Here is a 16,640-nt window from a genome sequence, read left to right as displayed (position 1 = left end):
GTGGGCTCCTGGCTGCGTAATGCAGGGAGACGGCCTGCCCGCACGACGAAGACCCGGCACCGGGAACCGCACGATACATGCCGGCCTCGCACGGGGCGAACCGCCGCTTCGCTTCGGGCACCTGTCGGCCTGCATCGCGTCGTGCCGCCAACCGCACGATGCCGGCCGGGTCGTCGTCGCCTGCTGCAACGCGCATGAACGGCGGCGCGCGCCAGGTGCTACGCCAAAAGATAGTGCACCGCGCGCAACGGGGGCAAGGGGGCTTACAAATGCACGGGCAGCGGCATAGGCGCGCAGCGCGTCGCCGCGTGACAATTCGGACTGCGCTGCAACACGAACGACATCGAACCGCAACGCGAGCGGCGTAAGGACTTTGCAACCCGGGACTTTGCAACCCGCGGGCGTCACGCGGAGTCGAAGGCGCGCTGAATCAGCCCGCGCAGCACTTTTTCGAACGGTAACGTGCCTTTAATCGTGTGCGCGGGGTTTTCGAATTCGACCGTATCCGCGACACATCCTCGCGGCCAGCCATCCCCACTCATCCGTTCGATCCGCACCGCGCGGCCGAGCAGATGCGCAAACGCTGCCGCGATTTCGTTCGACGTGATCCGCGTCGGGCCTTCGAGTTCGAGCACACGCACGCCGGCCCACGTCTGCCTGAGCAACGCCGCTGCAACGCGCCCGACATCGGCAGTCGCGACCATCGGTATCGGTTGGTCGAGCGGATACGCGAAACCGGGAATCGTGCCGGTCGTCACGGCGGCCTCGATGAAGGGCGCGACGTTCTCCGAAAACGATGCCGCCCGCACGAACGCAACCGGCATCGGCAGCGCGCGGAACGCGTGCTCCATCTGCGCGAACGCGAGCGATGCCGGCGAACCGCGATGTCCAACGTGCGCGCCTGACGCCGACAGACAAACGACGCGCGCCGGAGCGGCCGCCACGAGCGCGTCCTTCAATGCCGCAATCGCCGCCAGCGATGACGAATCGTGCAATGCCGCCAGGCCGGCAAAAGGCAGCCGCACGAACACGCCTTCCGCGCATTCGAACGCACGCGTCAACGCGCGCGCGTCGTCGCTCCGCACGACCGCGACTGCACAACCCTGCATGGCCCACGCGTCGCCGTCGGCACGCTCGCGCACGACCGCGGTCACATCCTCGCCCGCCGCGAGCAGCAGCCGCGCCACGACGCCGCCGACGCGCCCGCCGGCGCCGGTAATCGCAAACATCTTCCCCCGCACCCGATGACTTTCGTTGCGCCGATTCTGCGCAGCGCCGCGTGCTTTCGCGATAACATCGACGTCATTTGATTCATGCCGGGAGTGCATCAATGGCGGGATTCGACGAACGCATCCTGAACGGGATGGGCGTGTTGTCCGCGATCGTGGACAGCGGCAGTTTCGCGGCCGCCGGCGAGCGGCTCGACATGTCGCAGTCGGGCGTCAGCCGCTCGATCGCGCGGCTCGAAGCGCGGCTCGGCGTGCGCCTGCTCGACCGCACGACGCGTTCGGTGAAGCTCACCGACGAAGGCCGCCGCTTCTACGAACAGGTGATGCCGCTGCTCGCGGCGCTCGAAGAAGCCGCGACGTCCACCGCGCAGGGCGCGACGGCCGTGCGCGGCAAGCTGCGCGTGAACGTCGATCCGTTCTTCTCGCGGCTCGTGCTCGCGCCGCGGCTCGGCGCGTTCGTCGAGCAGTATCCGGAACTGCGGATCGAGCTGGTCACGCGCGACCAGTTGGGCGACATGATCGCGGACGGCTTCGACCTCGCGGTGCGTTTCGGCTTTCCGCGCCCGTCGAGCCTCGTCGCGCGCAAGCTGCTCGACACGCGGATCCTGACCGTCGCCGCGCCGTCGTACCTGAAGCGCCACGGCCGGCCGTTGCAGCCCGCCGACCTCGCGAGCGACGCGCACGCGTGCATCCATTTCCGCGACCCGGACACCGGCCATCCGTTCGCATGGGAGTTCCATCGCGGACGCAAGAAGATCACCGTCGACGCGGCCGGCCGGCTCACGGTCAACGACGTGGGCACGATGCACAGCGTCTGCCTGGCCGGCCACGGGATCGCGCAGGTAATGGAACTAGGCGTCGAGCCGTTCGTCGCGGACGGCCGGCTCATCGAACTGTTCCCGGACTGGCCGGACGAACGTTTCCCGCTGTACGCGCTGTATCCGTCGCGCCATCACGTTCCGGCGAAGGTGCGCACGTTCCTCGATTTCATCGTGTCGCTCGCGGAGCCGTCCGCGAAAACCGCCGACCGCAAACGGCGCGCATGAAACCGTCACCGTCTTGATGACATAAGAGCATGCATGCGATGCTCTTGATGCTATTTCAGTTTTCCGCCGGTTCGACCACTATTCATCCCGAACGATCCGTTCGCCCATTCATCGAACCGAAGGAGAACTGCCATGAACATCCGTCATCTGATCGCGTCCGCCGCCGTTGCCCTCACCGCCGCCGTCGCTGCCGCGCTGCCGGTCGCCGGCCATGCCGGCGAATCCGCGTCGCCGCTCACCCGCGCGCAGGTCCGCGCGGAACTCGTGCAGATCGAGCAGGCCGGCTACCGGCCGAACCGCGCGAACGACCCGCACTATCCGGCCGACATTCAGGCTGCCGAAGCGAAGATTCACGCGCGCAGCAACGACGCCGCGCTGACCCGCGACGCGCTCGGCGGCGCGCGCGACGGCAGCGGCGCATCCGGCGAGCGCATCGCGGCGCATGACGTGTCCGGCTCCTTGTACGCGCATCATTGATGCGGCCCGCGGCGGATCGGCGTCCATGCGCCGGCCCGCCCGCCGCGGTCCTGCCCGACACCGGTAACCCGCGGCCAGCCTCGCTGTAACGCCGTCGCGACACGCGGTATATTGGCTGCGCTTCGCGCCGTCCGGCGTGCGCCGTCCCCGGCGCACGCGGCCCGACGGCGGCGCCATCGAACCGGCAGGAACCATGTCAACCGCCCCTTACGCGCACAAGCCGCTCACGCCGTTTCGCCGCTGGATCGCGCGCTTCTCGCTGTCCGAAATGGCGCAGTACACGAAGCTGACGATCGGCCTGTGGATCGGCTTCGCGATTCCGTACTACGCCGGTTTTCCGGACGCGGCCGTCGCGCTCGCCGGCTCGACGATGCTGACGCTCGCGCTCGGCACGTCGATCTCGTCCGCGCGCGGCTATTTCTACAAGCGCGTGATGTCGAACCTCGTCGCGATGCCGCTCGGCACGCTCGTGATCTGGCTCACCGCGCCGGACCTGCTGCTCGGCACGCTGCTGCTGCCGCTGCTGATCTTCTCGATTGTGAAGCTCCGGCCGTCGCTGTTCCAGATGACGAGCATCACCGTGCCGATGACGCTCGTGCTGTACACCGGCGAGCACATCCCGCTGCTGGAGCAGCGTCTCCTCGGCGTGGTGCTCGGCATGCTGCTCGGCTTCCTGATCCAGCAGATCGTGTTTCCGCCCGATCACGGCTACTGGGCGAACACGCTCGTGAACGACGGCAACGCGCAATCCATCGACGTGCTCGACCAGTTGAGCACCGGCACGCTGGACCGCGATCAGCTAAGGTCGCTGACCGGCCGGCTGCGCACGTCGAGCACGAACCTGAAGCAGGCGCATGCGCTGCTGAAGCTCGATCTGCAACAGGCGTGGATCTCGTCGCATCTGAAGCGCAACCGCGACCGGCTGCCGTTGTTCTGGTGTTATCACGAGGTATTCGATTCGGTCGTGAACTTCCTCGAAACGATGGACACGTTCTACGACGAGTTCGCGGCGCTCGATCCGCAGTGGAAGGCGGCGTGGCTCGGCGGCTGGGCAAAGCTCGTCCATGCGCACCGGCGTCTCGCGGACGTCGCGGACCTGCGCGTCGAGCGGCCGGCGCTCGACAGCAAGCCGCTGCGCAAGGCCGACCTGCGCGCGCTCGTCGAGGCGCTGCCGGCCGCGTCGGTGTTCACGAGCGTCTATCTCGGGCATCTGACCGGCTACGGCATCCTGCTGTGCCGGTTGAGCGACCTGCATACCGAGCATCTGCCGCCGGACGCCCAGGACACACGGGACGCGCGCGAGGCAAAGGACGATAGCGCCGCCGCGCCACGCGACGCGCCGGCCGCTACCTGACAACGACCTGTCGTTCGGGCGATTTCGACGCTACGTCCAGCGAAAAAACGGCGGCGCGACTAGACTACCGGCTTCTTGTCCGTCCACCCCGCTACAGGTCATTCGATGCCCGAAACTTCCGCCGTGAACATCGCCGTCCTCGACGACTATCAGCACGTCGCGCCGACGCTCGCCGACTGGTCGAGCCTGCAGCCGCGCGCGAACACCGTGTTCTTCCACGATCACGAAGCCGATCCCGACGCGCTGGCCGCGCGGCTCGCGCCGTTCGACGCGGTGGTGCTGATGCGCGAGCGCACGCGTTTCGACGCCGCGCTGATCGAGCGGCTGCCGCGCCTGAAGCTGATCGTCACGGTCGGCATGTGGAACGCCGCGATCGACCTTCAGGCGGCAAAGGCGCGCGGCATCGTCGTGTCCGGCACGATGGGCGGCGACCCGGCCGCGACGCCCGCGCTGACGTGGGCGCTGATCCTCGCGGCCACGCGCCATCTGCCGTTCGAGACCGCGTCGCTGCGCGCGGGCGGCTGGCAGACGCGCGTCGGCGTCGATATCCACGGCAAGACGCTCGGCGTGCTCGGCGTCGGCAACATCGGCCAGGCGGTCGCGAAGATCGGCGTCGCGTTCGGCATGCGCGTGATCGGCTGGAGCCAGAACCTGACCGAAGAGCGCGCGGCCGAGGCCGGCGTGCAGCGCGTGGAGAAGGAGGCGTTGTTCCGCGAAGCCGACGTGCTGACGATCCACCTGAAGCTCGGCGACCGCACGCGCAATCTGGTCGACGCGCATGAACTGGCGTGGATGAAGCCGACCGCGTTTCTGGTCAACACGTCGCGCGGGCCGATCGTGTCGGAGCCCGCGCTGATCGAGACGCTGTCGGCGCGCAGGATCGCGGGCGCGGCGCTCGACGTGTTCGACGACGAACCGTTGCCGGCCGACCATCCATACCGGCAACTGACGAACGTCGTCGCGACGCCGCACATCGGCTACGTCACGGAGAAAACCTACCGCGCCGCGTATCCGCAGGCGGTCGAGGACATTCGCGCATGGCTCGACGGCAAGCCGGTGCGCGAACTGCCGGTGTGAACGGCGCGATAGATGCAGAATCGAACGGCACGAAGGCCGCGCGCGGCTCAGGCGAGCACCGCGTCCTTCGTGACGATGCGGCGCGGGATCAGCTTCAGTTCGTAGAACGTGTCCGCGATCCGCTGCTGCTCGGCGAGCACGTCGGCGTCGACCGGCTTGTAGATGTGCTCGTAGTGCTTGAGGCCCGCTTCGATGATGCCCGCGTCGAGCCCCTGGATCGGCGCGAGCTGCGCGGCGGCCGCGGACGGATTCTGCCGGACCCACTGGCCTTCCTTGCCGAGTTCCTCCATCGCGATCGCGATCACGTCCTTGCGCTTCTGCGCGAACTCGCGCTGGCTCAGGAAGAACTGATGATGGCTCGCGACGTTCTGCGCGTCCGCGAGCAGGCGCGCGTTGCTCTGCGCGAGCACCGCCGCGAGGAACGGATCCCAGATCGCCCATGCGTCGATCGAGCCGCGTTCCAGCGCGGCGCGCGCGTCGGCCGGCGCGAGGTAGACCGGCTGGATGTCGCCGAAGTCGAGCCCGTTCTTGCGCAGCAGCGCGACGATGAACCAGTGCACGTCGGAGCCGCGATTGAACGCGACCTTCTTGCCCTTCAGGTCCGCGACGCGCTGGATCGGCGAATTGCGCGCGACCACGACGCCTTCCGCATGCGGCGTCGGAATCTCGTATGCGGTGTAGACGAAGTCCGCGCCGGCCGCCTGCGCGAACACCGGCGGCGCTTCGCCGACGTAGCCGAAGTCGATCGCGCCGACGTTCAACCCTTCGAGCAACTGCGGGCCGGCCGGGAATTCGGTCCACGAGAGCTTGAGGCCGAGCGGCGCGAGCCGCTTTTCGAGCGAACCGTGCGCCTTCAGCAGCACCAGCGTGCTCGCGGCCTTCTGATAGCCGATCCGGAACTGGTCGGGCTGATACTTCGCCCACGCGGGCAGCGCCGCGCCCGCGAGCGTGGCGCCGAGCGCCGCGATGAAGGTCCGGCGGCCTTGTTGTGTCGTGCGATTCATCGTCGAACGTCCGTAGCAGGTTGCAGTGGTGTTGTCGTGTCGTCCGCTGCGGCGGACGAGGCGAGCCATGCTAACCGGTTCGCGCCGTTCGAATAAGTGATCTTTCGCGTAAAGCTAATCGCGGTTCGTGGATAACCGCGCGCGCGGTCGCGGCGAACGATGCGGGCTACGCCGCCGCCGCGCGCTCGCGCTGCCGCCGCAGCGACGGCGCGGATTCGATCAGCAGCCGCGTATAGGCGGCGGACGGCGACGCGAACACGCTTTCGGCGTCGCCGGTCTCGACGACGCGGCCGTCCTTCAGCACCAGCACGCGGTCGCTCACGTGCCGCACCACGTCGAGATCGTGCGAGATGAACAGCAGCGCCATGTCGAGCCGCGCCTGCAGCGTCGCGAGCAGGTCGAGCACCTGCGCCTGCACGTACACGTCGAGCGCGGACACCGGCTCGTCGCAGACGATCAGCGCCGGCTCCGATGCGACCGCGCGCGCGATCGCGATCCGCTGCCGCTGGCCGCCGGACAGCGACAACGGCCGCCGCTCCAGAAAGTCGCCGTCGAGCCCGACCTGTTCGAGCAGTTCGACGCTGCGGTCGAGCACGTCGCGTTTCGGCAGCCGCTTCGAGAACAACCCTTCTTCGAGCAACTGGCGCACCGTATGGCGCGGATCGAACGAACTGAGCGGGTCCTGCGGAATGTAGCGCAGGCGCGAACGCAGCGCGCGGCGCGCGCGTTCGTCCACGTCCGGGCCGTTCCAGCGCGTGCCGAGGAACTCGACGTTGCCGGCCGACGGCGCGAGCAGCCCGAGCACGATGTTCGCGGACGTGCTCTTGCCCGACCCCGACTCGCCGACGATGCCGAGCACTTCGCCGCTGCGCACCTCGAACGACACGTCGTCGAGCGCGACGAACGCCTCCGCATCGCGCGCGCCCGACTTCGCGCCCGACTTCGCACCCGACTTCGGATAGCGCTTGCCGATGCCGCTCGCACGCAGCACGATCTCGCCGGACGACCGCGCACGCGCGGGCAGCGGCTCGCGCACGATCGACAACGCGCGGCCGTCGCGCGCGGCCGGATCCGCCGCGTCGGCAACGAGGCGCGCGGACCCGAGCCGATGCCCGCGCGACTGCTCGCCCGGCTGCGCGGCCAGCAGTTGCCGCGTGTACGGATGGGTCGGCCGCTCCAGCACATCGCGCGTCGGCCCGCTGTCGACCACCTCGCCGCGATGCATCACCAGCACGCGGTCCGCGATGTCCGCGACGACCGCCAGATCGTGGCTGATCAGCAGCACGCCGACGCCCGCGCGCAGCCGCCCGGCCAGCACCGCGAGGACCTGGGCCTGCACGGTCACGTCGAGCGCGGTCGTCGGCTCGTCCGCGATCACCAGCGCCGGCGACGCGACGATCGCGGACGCGATCAGCGCGCGTTGCCGCAAGCCGCCGGACAGTTCGTGCGCGTACTGGGCCGCGCGCCGCTCCGGCTCGCGAATGCCGACGTCGCTCATGGTCCGGTGCACGCGCGTTATCCGCTCGCGCCGCGAGCGCGGGCCGTCGCCGTGCAGCGCGAGCGCCTCGCCGATCTCCGCGCCGATCGTGCGCAGCGGATCGAGCGACACCAGCGCGTCCTGCATCACGAGGCCCGCGAACGCGCCGCGCACCGCGCGCCATTGACGCTCGCGGTAATGCAGCGCCGCGTGGCCGTCGAGGTCGAACCGCGCCGCCTCCAGCTGCGCGCCCGGCCCCGCAAGGCCGATCAGGCTGCGCGCGGTGAGGCTCTTGCCCGAGCCGGATTCGCCGACCAGCGCGACGCATTCGCCGACGCGCACCGTCAGGTCCACGCCGCTCACCAGCGGCCGGCCGCCGTTCGCGTGCGCGAAGCGGATCGACAACCCGCGCACGTCGATCAGCGTGCGCGCAGACGTGAAATCGCCACTCATCGCGTCCGCACTCCGTATTGCCGCGACAGATGCTTGCCGATCACGGTGAACGCGACGACGGTCAGCGTGATCGCAAGGCCGGGAAACACGCTCGGCCACCACGCGACGCGCAGCACGTCGCGTCCCTCGGCCAGCATCACGCCCCACTCCGGCGTCGGCGGCTGCGGGCCAAGCCCGAGAAAGCTGAGTCCCGACACCGCGATGATCGCGCTGCCGACGTCGATCGTCGCGATCACCGGCACTGCCGCGAGCACGTTCGGCAGCACGTGCCGGACGAACACCTGCGACCGCGACAGCCCATAGCTCACCGCGTGCGTCACGTAGTCCGCGCGGCGCACGACGAGCGTCTGCGAGCGCAGCACGCGGCCGAACTTCGGGATGCCCGCGATGCCGACCGCGACCGCGATGTTCACGATCCCCTGGCCGAGGAACGACACGACGAACAGCGACAGCAGGATCGGCGGAAACGCGGACAGCACGTCGAACACGCGCGACGCGCCTTCGTCCACGAAACGCCGGCCGAGCCCCGCGGTCATGCCGATCGCGAGGCCGATCAGCAGGCTCACGATCATGCTCGCGAGGCCTATCACGAGCGAATAACGCGCGCCGTAGATCACGCGCGCGAACACGTCGCGGCCGATCCGGTCGGTGCCGAACCAGTGCGCGGCGTCGGGCGGCTGCATGACGTGCGCGACGTCGCTCACCAGCGGGTCGTATGGCGTGACCGCGTGCGGCAGCGCGATCGAAAACGCCAGCGCGAGCAGGAACGCGGCGGACAGCAAAACCGCCGCCGGCGCATGCAGCACGCTCCGCACGAACGCCGCGCGCGGCGTGGCGAACGAGCGGCGCGAAGGTGAAGAACGGGAAGAACCGGAAGAAGCGGAAAGGTCGCTCATTGGCTGCGCAGCCTCGGATCGATGAACAGGTACGCGACGTCGAGCAGCGTCGAGATCACGACGTGCACGAACGCGGCGAGCAATACGACGGCGAGCACGACCGGCACGTCCTGCGACGTGACCGCTTCGAGCGTCACGCTGCCGAGGCCGGGCCGGCCGAACATCTTCTCGGTGATCACCGCGCCGCCGAGCAGCCCGCCGATCAGCCAGCCGCCGAGCGTGACGACCGGCAGCAGCGCGTGCCGCAGCAGATGGCGCACGCGCAGGCCCCAGCCGGACACGCCGCGGGCGCGCACCGTCGTCACGAACGGCCGGTCGAGCGCGGCTTCGAGCGCCTCGCGCATCACCTGCGACAGCACGCCGGCGGTCGGCAATGCAAGCGTGATCGCCGGCAGCACCAGCGAGCGCCAGCCGGACGCGCCGGACACCGGGAACAGCCGCCAGTGGAACGAAAACACGATCAGCAGCAGCATGCCGAGCCAGAACACCGGCGTGGACGTGAAACCGAGTTCGAGCATCGACGCGAGCCGGCCGGCCCAGGCGGCGCGGCCGTGGCTCGCGCCGGCCGTCGCCGTCGCGACGATCAGCGCGAGGGCCAGCGCGAGCACGCCGGCCGAGCCCGCCAGTTGCACCGTCGGCCACAACTGGCTGCCGAGCACCGCGCGGACCGGCTGCTGCATCACGAACGACGTGCCGAGGTCGCCGTGCGCGAGCCGCGCGAGAAACTGCCCGTATTGCCACAGCAGGCTATGGTCGAGACCCCACTGCGCGGCGATCGCGTCGCGCAGTCCCGGATACGACAGGTCGCCCGCGAGGATGTCCTCGATGCGGCCCGGCAGCGCGTGGATCGCGACGAACGCGGCGCTCGCCGCGAGCCACAGCACGAACAGCCCGGTGACGACGCGCGTGGCGACCTGGCGCAGCATGTCAGGCCCCCTGCTTCTCGACCCAGATCTCGTACGCGCTCGCCGGCCCGTCGAGTTCCGGCTCGAAGCCGATGCCGTGCACCGTGGACTTCGCCGCGAGGTGATACGCGGGCGCGAACAGCGGCACGATGTACCCTTCGTCCACCGCGCGCCGCTGCACGTCGCCGAGCAGCTTGCGGCGCTCGTCGCCGACCGGCAGCAGGCGCGCGCGGTTGATCTGTCCGACGATCACCGGGTCCGGGTTATGGATCGAGTCGTACAGGAAACCGTGGTCGCCGAGCATGTCCCACAACTCCATCGCGACGTCGGACGGGTTGTCGGTGTTCGGATAGATCGTCCAGTTGCCGGTCGCCTTCTGGTTCGCGAAGTCGCCGGCCGTCGTGATCCGCAGCTTCAGGTCGAGGCCGACGTTCTGGCGCAGCGCCGACTGGATCGCGCGGATCAGCACGTCGCGGCTGTCGCGCACGTACGGCTGCGGATAACCGACCTCGATCGACAGCCGCTTGCCGTCCTTCGCGCGGAACCCGTCGCTGTCGCGCGTCGTCCAGCCCGCTTCGTCGAGCAGCCGGTTCGCCTGCGCGACGTTGTTGCCCCACGAGCCGTTCAGCGCCGCCGCGTAGTCCGGATTGTCCGGGCCGATGTTCGACCACGCGCGCCGCACCGTGCCGAGATACACGCTCTTCACGATCGCGTCGAGATCAAAGCCGTCGCGCAGCGCGCGCCGCACGCGCACGTCGTCGGCCGGGGCCGCCGTGTAGTTCACGTTCAGCGTGAACGAGGTGGTCGCGGACGGGCCGCTCAGATACTGGAAACCGTCCACCTTGTCGAACACGCTTGCGTCGGTCGGCTGCACGCCTTCGATCAGATCGACCTGGCCGGAACTCAGCGCGCCGGTGCGCACCGCCGCTTCGGGCAGGAACCGGTAGACGACGCGCTCCAGATACGCGGCCCCCTGGTGATGCGCGCCGCCGGCCGGCCAGCGATAGTCGGGATTGCGCACGAACGTCGCCGACTGGCCGCGCTGGTACGCGCTGAACACGAACGGCCCGGTGCCGACGAGGCCGGGGCCGCCGCTGCACAGATCGGCGTTCGACGCGAGCGCCTTCGGCGAGATGAAGCCGAGCTTCACGCTCGACAGCGATTCGAGCGTCGTGGAGTCGGGCTGCTTCATCACGAGCCGCACCACGTACGGCGACACGATCTCGGTGTGATCGTAGTGAACCAGCAGCGACGCGGACGCGGACGTCGTGCTTGCGTTCGCGAGGATGTAGTCGAAGTTCGCCTTCACCGCCTGCGCGTCGAACGGCGTGCCGTCGGTGAAGTGCACGTCGTCGCGCAGGTTGAACGTGTAGGCCTTGCCGTCGTCGGACACCGTCCACGACTTCGCGAGCCACGGCGCGTAGCTGCCGTCGCGCTGCTTGTCGATCAGCGAGTCGATGAAGTTGCGGATCACCCAGAACGAGTTCTGCTGCGACGACCGGTGCGGGTCGAAGCAGACCGGCTCGGTCGTCACGCCCCACGTGAGCGTGCCGCCGGACACCGGCGTCAAGGCGGTTTTCTGCTGCGCGACGGGATTCGAACCGGCGTTGTCCTTGTCGTCGTTGCAGCCGCTCAACGCGAGCGCGGCCACGGTCGCGGCGAGCGCCGCGCAGGCGAACGGAGCGGCCTTCATCGGGCCGCCGTCCGCGCGAAGGGGATCGGATGAAACTGGCTGGACGGCGGCATGGGCCGCAGTCCGAAACATGAAACGCGCTGCGCGGGAATCGATACGTGACGGGTCATTCGGGGTTATCTCCGGAACAGACCGTCAAGGTTAATTTCGCCGCGGCACGCGGCGCAACGAAGCAAAGTTGCTATCGATATTTGATGCCGCGCATATTCTTCGCACGAAGCGATGGACTTCGTCGCGCTACTGCATTTACCCGCCGCGCGGACCGCGCGAGACACGACGACATCGCGCCGAAACTCACACTACATCGACGGTGATCGACGCAACATCGACATTCGGCACCGCCGATAGCAGACGCGGCCGCAGCAGCAGCTTCATGGTCCGCACGCCGGCGCCCATCACGACCTGGTCGCGCGCCATCACCGCCGCATCGACCAGCACGACCCAGTCGTCCGGCACGCCGAACGCGGTGATGCCGCCGAACTCCATGCCGGTCAGTTCGGTCGCGACCTCGCGCTTCGCGAACGACAGCCGCTGCGCGCCGAGGCGCTCCTTCACCGCGCCGTTCACGTCGAGCCGCCGCGAGCCGAGCGTGACGATCGCCGCATGATGGTCCTCGCCGCCCTTCCGGTAGCGCAGCACGATCGTGTTCGCGCAGTCTTCGAGGCCGAAGCCGTAACGCTCGCTGAACTGCGCGGTGTCCGACGCGTCGTCGTCGACGCGGAACACCGTCATGCCGTCGCGCGGCAGCGCGGCCAGCACGGTCGCGGGCAGATGCTCGCTCCAGGTCGAGGCGGGAATGACGTCGAGGCGTTGTACGAGATCGTCCATCGGTGGCGGGTCCACGGTTAATCGAGGTGCGCATTCTAGCGCGGCAAAAACGGCGGCGCTTGCGGGCTTGTCCGGCTGAACGCCTGCCTGCGTAGCCCGTTCGCAAGCCGTGACGTCATGCGTCGCGCGCGGCGCGTTTTCGATTTCGAAATCTGCGCTGCGCCTGCGTTCGCTTGCGCGTGCGCGAACCTGCTCCCGCTACGCGCCGTCCTTCGCATACAGCGTCGAATCCGCGAACCCGTCCGCATCGAGCACGCGGCCGACCAGAATCAACGCGGTCCGCGACTGGTCGGTCGGCTGCACCTTGCCGACGATATCGGCGAGCGTGCCGCGAATCGATTCCTCGTCGGGCCAGCTCGCGCGATAAACGACCGCCACCGGACAATCGGCCCCGTAGTGCGCGACGAGTTCGTCGACGATCCGCGCGAGATGGCGCACGCCGAGGTGAATCGCGAGCGTCGCGCGATGCCGCGCGAGATCGGCCAGCGCCTCGCCTTCGGGCATCGACGTTTTTGTCGCGTAGCGCGTGAGGATCACCGTCTGCGACACGTCCGGCAGCGTCAGTTCGCAGCCGAGCGTCGCCGCGCACGCGGCGGCGGCCGTGACGCCCGGCACGATCTCGTACGGGATGCCGAGCGCGCGCAGCCGCCGGATCTGCTCGCCGATCGCGCCGTACAGCGACGGGTCGCCCGAATGCACGCGCGCGACGTCGAGCCCGCGTCGGTGCGCGTCGTCGAGCAGCGCGACGATCGCGTCCAGATCGAGGTCGGCGGTGTTCACCACCTGCTCCGCGCGATGCCCGTCGAGCACCGCGGCCGGCACGAGCGACCCCGCATACAGGATCACCGGGCAACGGCGCACCAGCCGCTGCCCCTTGACCGTGATGAGTTCGGGGTCGCCCGGCCCCGCGCCGATGAAATAAACCGTCATCCGATGATGCTCCGAAATACGATGCCGTCCGCGCGCGATAACCGGCAACCCGAACCACGCGGCTAGCGGACGATGGGAAAAGGCTGCGCGCGCAACGCGTCGATCACGCCGGCCACGTCGCCGAACTCGCGATCGGCGGCGGGCAATGCCGGGCGGCGCAGCATCACGACCGGCAAGCGCCGCTCGCGCGCGACCTGGAGTTTCGCCTCGGTCGCCGCGCCGCCGCTGTTCTTGCTGACCACCACGTCGTAACCGCCCGCGTCGAACAACGCGCGTTCGCCGTCCAGCGTGAACGGGCCGCGCGCATCGATGATCCGCGCGCGCTCGTTGCCCGGATGCGCGTCGAGACAGCGGACGGTCCAGTGTTGATGCGCGGGAATCGCGTCGAGATGGGCAAGCGGCTCGCGGCCCAGCGTGAACAGCGGCCGCCGGAACGGCGCGAGCGCGGCGACGACGTGCGGCCAGGCGTCGACGAACCGCCAGTCGTCGTCCGCCTGCGGCTCCCATGCGGGACGGCGCAGCGCCCAGTACGGCACGCGCGCGTCGCTGCTCGCGGCGCGCGCGTTCGCGCTGATCCGCGCCGCGTACGGATGCGTCGCATCGACCAGCAGCGCGATGGCTTCGTCCGCGAGATAACGGACCAGCCCCTGCGCGCCGCCGAAGCCGCCGACGCGCACGCCGCATGCGAGATCGACCGGCGTGCGGCCGAGCCCCGCGAGGCTGTACACGTGCTCCGCGCGCAGCGAACGCGCGATCCGCAGCGCGTCGCCGGTGCCGCCGAGCAGCAGCACGCGGCTCATGTCGCGACTCCGACGAACTGGCCGGCGCGGTCGATCGCGAACATCTCGACCGCGACGCCGGCCGGCACGATCTCGCGCGCGACGTCGAGCGCGCGACGGCACACGATGTCGCCGAGCGGCACGCCGGCCGCGCGCGCAAGCGCCAACGCCTGCTGGCTCGTGTTCGCGCCGACGATCGCGGCCTGCAACGCATCGTCCGCGCCGGATGCGGCAGCCCATGACGCAAGCTGCGGCAGATCGATCGACGAATTCCGGCTGTGCAGATCGAGATGCCCGGCCGCGAGCTTGCTCAGCTTGCCGAACCCGCCGCACAGACTCAGCCGCTCGACCGGCGCGCGCCGCAGATGCTTCAGCACCGCGCCCGCGAAGTCGCCCATCTCGATCAGCGCGATGTCGGGCAGCCCGTAATGCGCGCGCATCGCGTCCTCGCTCGCGTTGCCGGTGCACGCGGCAATGTGCGTATGCCCGTTCGCGCGCGCCACGTCGATCCCCTGATGGATCGACGCGATATACGCGGAGCACGAGAACGGCCGCACGATGCCGGTCGTGCCGAGAATCGACAGCCCGCCGACGATGCCGAGCCGCGGGTTCATCGTCTTGAGCGCGAGCGTTTCGCCGCCCTCGATGCCGATCGTCACGTCGAAGCCGCCGCGATAACCGTGTTCTTGCGCGAGCGCGACGAGATGGTCGGTCATCATCCGGCGCGGCACCGGGTTGATCGCCGGTTCGCCGACCGGCAGCGTGAGCCCCGCGCGCGTGACGGTGCCGACGCCCGGCCCCGCGAAAAAGCGCACGCCGGGTTCCGCGTTCAGCGCCACGCGCGCGAACACGACCGCGCCGTGCGTGACGTCCGGGTCGTCGCCCGCGTCCTTCACCGTGCCCGCTTCCGCGCCGTGTTCATACGGACGGCAGAACGCGAGCCGCAGCGTCGCGCGCTGTCCCTTCGGCAACACGATCTCGGCCGCGTCGGCCGTCGCGCCGGTCAGCAGCAGCCGCGCCGCCGCGAGCGACGTCGCGGTCGCGCAGCTGCCGGTCGTATAACCGGTGCGCAGCGGCGCGGCCCGTTCGGGCGTCTCGTCGCGCATCAGACCCGCCCTGGCTTGCGCGTGTCGAGGATCGTCACCGGCAAGGCGGGACGCCACGTATCGAAGCGGCCGAGCGGGCTTGCCTCGGACAACGCGATCCGCGTCAGCGAACCGCCGTGTCGCTCGCGCCAGCCGGCAAGCACGGCTTCGCCCTGCACGGTCACCGCGTTCGCGACGAGCCGACCGCCATCGCGCAGATTCGCCCAGCATGCGTCGAGCACGTCCGGCACCGTGAGCCCGCCGCCGATGAAGATCGCATCCGGTGCTTCGAGCCCATGCAGCGCATCCGGCGCGCGGCCGCGAACGAGCCGCAGCGACGGCACGCCCAGCGCGTCGCGATTGTGCTCGATGAAACGCTGCCGTTCCGCGTGGCTTTCGATTGCGATCGCGCGGCAGGCCGGATGCGAGCGCATCCACTCGATGCCGATCGACCCGCAGCCCGCGCCGACGTCCCACAGCAGTTCACCGGGCGCGGGCGCGAGACGCGCGAGCGTCAACGCGCGCACGTCGCGCTTCGTCAGTTGGCCGTCGTTCAGATATGCGTCGTCGGGCAGACCCGGCGTCAGCGGCAGACGCATCGCGTCGCCGTTGGCGCGGCATTCGACGGCGACGAGGTTCAACGCGGCGACCGGCTGCGCGGACCATTCGTCCGCGCGCGCGTCGATGCGCCGCTCGTTCGGGCCGCCGAGATGCTCGAACACCGACAGCCGGCTCGCGCGATACCCGCGTGCGGCGAGCAGCGCGGCCAGCGCGGCGGGCGTCGCGCCGTCGCCGCTCAACACGATCACGCGCGCGCCGTCGTGCAGCGCCGCGTTCAGCGTCGCGAGCGGACGCCCGACCAGCGACACCGTCGCGACGTCCTGCAACGCCCAGCCGAGACGCGCGGCCGCGAGCGACACCGACGACGGCGCGGGCAGCACGTTCAGTTCGGCGGCCGGCAGCGCGCGCGCAAGCGTCGCGCCGACACCGTAGAACATCGGGTCGCCGCTCGCGAGCACGCACACCGGCGCGCCGCGCTGCGCAAGAATGGGCGCGACGTCGAACGGGCTCGGCCACGCTTCGCGGCGCGCGCCGATGCACGCCGGCAGCATCGCGAGATGACGCGCGCCGCCGTACACGACGCGCGCGTCGAGCAGCGCGCGGCGCGCGGACCGGCCGAGGCCGGCATAACCGTCGTCGCCGATGCCGACGACGGTCAGCCATGCGGACATCGGCGCACAGGGAGGGCCGGACTGCGGTTCGAACTTCTTGTCGGGCTTCAATGGGATCGGCTTGCTGATGCGCCGCAGACGCGCGGCCACGGCTTCGGGGTACGGAAAGAAGGCATAATACAGCCCTGGCGCGCGGCCCAGGTTCATGCCGCCGCCGTCGCGTTCCACTTCGCTT

15 protein-coding genes are annotated in these 16,640 nt (G+C 69.7%); 4 read left to right on the top strand and 11 right to left on the bottom strand.

Annotated features, from left to right (window positions below; genetic code table 11):
• Positions 1 to 404: 404 nt before the first annotated feature.
• Complete coding sequence (locus tag BLV92_RS25500) at positions 405 to 1,229, bottom strand: NmrA family NAD(P)-binding protein (RefSeq protein WP_090550488.1); 825 nt, start codon at positions 1,227 to 1,229, stop codon at positions 405 to 407.
• A gap of 101 nt (positions 1,230 to 1,330) precedes the next feature.
• Between BLV92_RS25500 and BLV92_RS25495 the strand changes: the two genes are divergently transcribed.
• The 4 genes from BLV92_RS25495 (at position 1,331) to BLV92_RS25480 (ending at position 5,183) form a co-directional block, all read left to right on the top strand.
• Positions 1,331 to 2,275 carry a LysR family transcriptional regulator gene (locus tag BLV92_RS25495; RefSeq protein ID WP_090550487.1) on the top strand — a complete coding sequence of 315 codons (945 nt, stop codon included), beginning with the start codon at positions 1,331 to 1,333 and terminating at the stop codon, positions 2,273 to 2,275.
• A gap of 132 nt (positions 2,276 to 2,407) precedes the next feature.
• On the top strand, positions 2,408 to 2,752 hold the full coding sequence (locus BLV92_RS25490; RefSeq protein ID WP_090550484.1) for a DUF4148 domain-containing protein: 345 nt from the start codon (positions 2,408 to 2,410) through the stop codon (positions 2,750 to 2,752).
• A gap of 193 nt (positions 2,753 to 2,945) precedes the next feature.
• Positions 2,946 to 4,106: an FUSC family protein gene (locus BLV92_RS25485; protein ID WP_244283919.1), complete on the top strand. Its 1,161-nt coding sequence runs from the start codon at positions 2,946 to 2,948 to the stop codon at positions 4,104 to 4,106.
• A 105-nt stretch (positions 4,107 to 4,211) separates the two neighbouring features.
• Positions 4,212 to 5,183 (top strand): D-2-hydroxyacid dehydrogenase family protein, encoded by a 972-nt coding sequence (locus tag BLV92_RS25480; RefSeq protein ID WP_090550481.1) that lies wholly within the window; start codon positions 4,212 to 4,214, stop codon positions 5,181 to 5,183.
• A gap of 47 nt (positions 5,184 to 5,230) precedes the next feature.
• On the opposite strand, the gene BLV92_RS25475 is transcribed toward BLV92_RS25480, so the two are convergent.
• The 10 genes from BLV92_RS25475 to cbiE form a co-directional block, all read right to left on the bottom strand.
• Positions 5,231 to 6,187: a sulfonate ABC transporter substrate-binding protein gene (locus BLV92_RS25475; protein WP_090550479.1), complete on the bottom strand. Its 957-nt coding sequence runs from the start codon at positions 6,185 to 6,187 to the stop codon at positions 5,231 to 5,233.
• A 166-nt stretch (positions 6,188 to 6,353) separates the two neighbouring features.
• A complete protein-coding gene (locus BLV92_RS25470) occupies positions 6,354 to 8,117 on the bottom strand; it encodes a dipeptide ABC transporter ATP-binding protein (protein WP_090550476.1) in 1,764 nt (587 codons plus the stop codon).
• Entirely contained in the window at positions 8,114 to 9,013 is a 900-nt protein-coding gene (locus tag BLV92_RS25465) for an ABC transporter permease (RefSeq protein WP_090550474.1), read from the bottom strand. Before BLV92_RS25465 ends, BLV92_RS25470 begins: the two co-directional genes overlap by 4 nt.
• A complete protein-coding gene (locus BLV92_RS25460; RefSeq protein WP_090550471.1) occupies positions 9,010 to 9,939 on the bottom strand; it encodes an ABC transporter permease in 930 nt (309 codons plus the stop codon). Before BLV92_RS25460 ends, BLV92_RS25465 begins: the two co-directional genes overlap by 4 nt.
• Position 9,940: 1 nt before the next feature.
• A complete protein-coding gene (locus tag BLV92_RS25455; protein WP_090550469.1) occupies positions 9,941 to 11,611 on the bottom strand; it encodes an ABC transporter substrate-binding protein in 1,671 nt (556 codons plus the stop codon).
• A gap of 294 nt (positions 11,612 to 11,905) precedes the next feature.
• Complete coding sequence (locus BLV92_RS25450; RefSeq protein ID WP_090550467.1) at positions 11,906 to 12,439, bottom strand: YbaK/EbsC family protein; 534 nt, start codon at positions 12,437 to 12,439, stop codon at positions 11,906 to 11,908.
• Between the two features lie 198 nt (positions 12,440 to 12,637).
• The gene (gene cobM / locus BLV92_RS25445; RefSeq protein ID WP_090550464.1) at positions 12,638 to 13,369 is read right to left on the bottom strand and encodes a precorrin-4 C(11)-methyltransferase; all 732 of its coding nucleotides are present in this window, start codon (positions 13,367 to 13,369) and stop codon (positions 12,638 to 12,640) included.
• 62 nt (positions 13,370 to 13,431) lie between these two features.
• Complete coding sequence (locus tag BLV92_RS25440) at positions 13,432 to 14,169, bottom strand: cobalt-precorrin-6A reductase (protein ID WP_090550462.1); 738 nt, start codon at positions 14,167 to 14,169, stop codon at positions 13,432 to 13,434.
• Positions 14,166 to 15,254, bottom strand: a complete 1,089-nt coding sequence (locus tag BLV92_RS25435) for a cobalt-precorrin-5B (C(1))-methyltransferase (protein WP_090550459.1) — start codon at positions 15,252 to 15,254, stop codon at positions 14,166 to 14,168. The genes BLV92_RS25440 and BLV92_RS25435 overlap by 4 nt, the downstream gene beginning before the upstream one ends.
• Positions 15,254 to 16,465, bottom strand: coding sequence for a precorrin-6y C5,15-methyltransferase (decarboxylating) subunit CbiE (gene cbiE / locus BLV92_RS25430; RefSeq protein ID WP_090551457.1), 1,212 nt, complete (start codon positions 16,463 to 16,465; stop codon positions 15,254 to 15,256). The genes BLV92_RS25435 and cbiE overlap by 1 nt, the downstream gene beginning before the upstream one ends.
• Between the last annotated feature and the right edge of the window lie 175 nt (positions 16,466 to 16,640).

The sequence above is a fragment of the Paraburkholderia caballeronis genome (assembly GCF_900104845.1).
In the GTDB taxonomy this organism is placed as follows: domain Bacteria; phylum Pseudomonadota; class Gammaproteobacteria; order Burkholderiales; family Burkholderiaceae; genus Paraburkholderia; species Paraburkholderia caballeronis.
The sequence above is the reverse complement of the archived record's forward strand: the minus strand, read 5'-3'. Positions and strand labels throughout refer to the sequence as shown.

Excerpts from the sequence above, each read along its gene's own strand:
- BLV92_RS25500 (WP_090550488.1), bottom strand. The coding sequence starts at position 1,229 with ATGTTTGCGATTACCGGCGCCGGCGGGCGCGTCGGCGGCGTCGTGGCG.
- BLV92_RS25495 (WP_090550487.1), top strand. The coding sequence starts at position 1,331 with ATGGCGGGATTCGACGAACGCATCCTGAACGGGATGGGCGTGTTGTCC.
- BLV92_RS25490 (WP_090550484.1), top strand. The coding sequence starts at position 2,408 with ATGAACATCCGTCATCTGATCGCGTCCGCCGCCGTTGCCCTCACCGCC.
- BLV92_RS25485 (WP_244283919.1), top strand. The coding sequence starts at position 2,946 with ATGTCAACCGCCCCTTACGCGCACAAGCCGCTCACGCCGTTTCGCCGC.
- BLV92_RS25480 (WP_090550481.1), top strand. The coding sequence starts at position 4,212 with ATGCCCGAAACTTCCGCCGTGAACATCGCCGTCCTCGACGACTATCAG.
- BLV92_RS25475 (WP_090550479.1), bottom strand. The coding sequence starts at position 6,187 with ATGAATCGCACGACACAACAAGGCCGCCGGACCTTCATCGCGGCGCTC.
- BLV92_RS25470 (WP_090550476.1), bottom strand. The coding sequence starts at position 8,117 with ATGAGTGGCGATTTCACGTCTGCGCGCACGCTGATCGACGTGCGCGGG.
- BLV92_RS25465 (WP_090550474.1), bottom strand. The coding sequence starts at position 9,013 with ATGAGCGACCTTTCCGCTTCTTCCGGTTCTTCCCGTTCTTCACCTTCG.
- BLV92_RS25460 (WP_090550471.1), bottom strand. The coding sequence starts at position 9,939 with ATGCTGCGCCAGGTCGCCACGCGCGTCGTCACCGGGCTGTTCGTGCTG.
- BLV92_RS25455 (WP_090550469.1), bottom strand. The coding sequence starts at position 11,611 with ATGAAGGCCGCTCCGTTCGCCTGCGCGGCGCTCGCCGCGACCGTGGCC.
- BLV92_RS25450 (WP_090550467.1), bottom strand. The coding sequence starts at position 12,439 with ATGGACGATCTCGTACAACGCCTCGACGTCATTCCCGCCTCGACCTGG.
- cobM (WP_090550464.1), bottom strand. The coding sequence starts at position 13,369 with ATGACGGTTTATTTCATCGGCGCGGGGCCGGGCGACCCCGAACTCATC.
- BLV92_RS25440 (WP_090550462.1), bottom strand. The coding sequence starts at position 14,169 with ATGAGCCGCGTGCTGCTGCTCGGCGGCACCGGCGACGCGCTGCGGATC.
- BLV92_RS25435 (WP_090550459.1), bottom strand. The coding sequence starts at position 15,254 with ATGCGCGACGAGACGCCCGAACGGGCCGCGCCGCTGCGCACCGGTTAT.
- cbiE (WP_090551457.1), bottom strand. The coding sequence starts at position 16,465 with ATGTCCGCATGGCTGACCGTCGTCGGCATCGGCGACGACGGTTATGCC.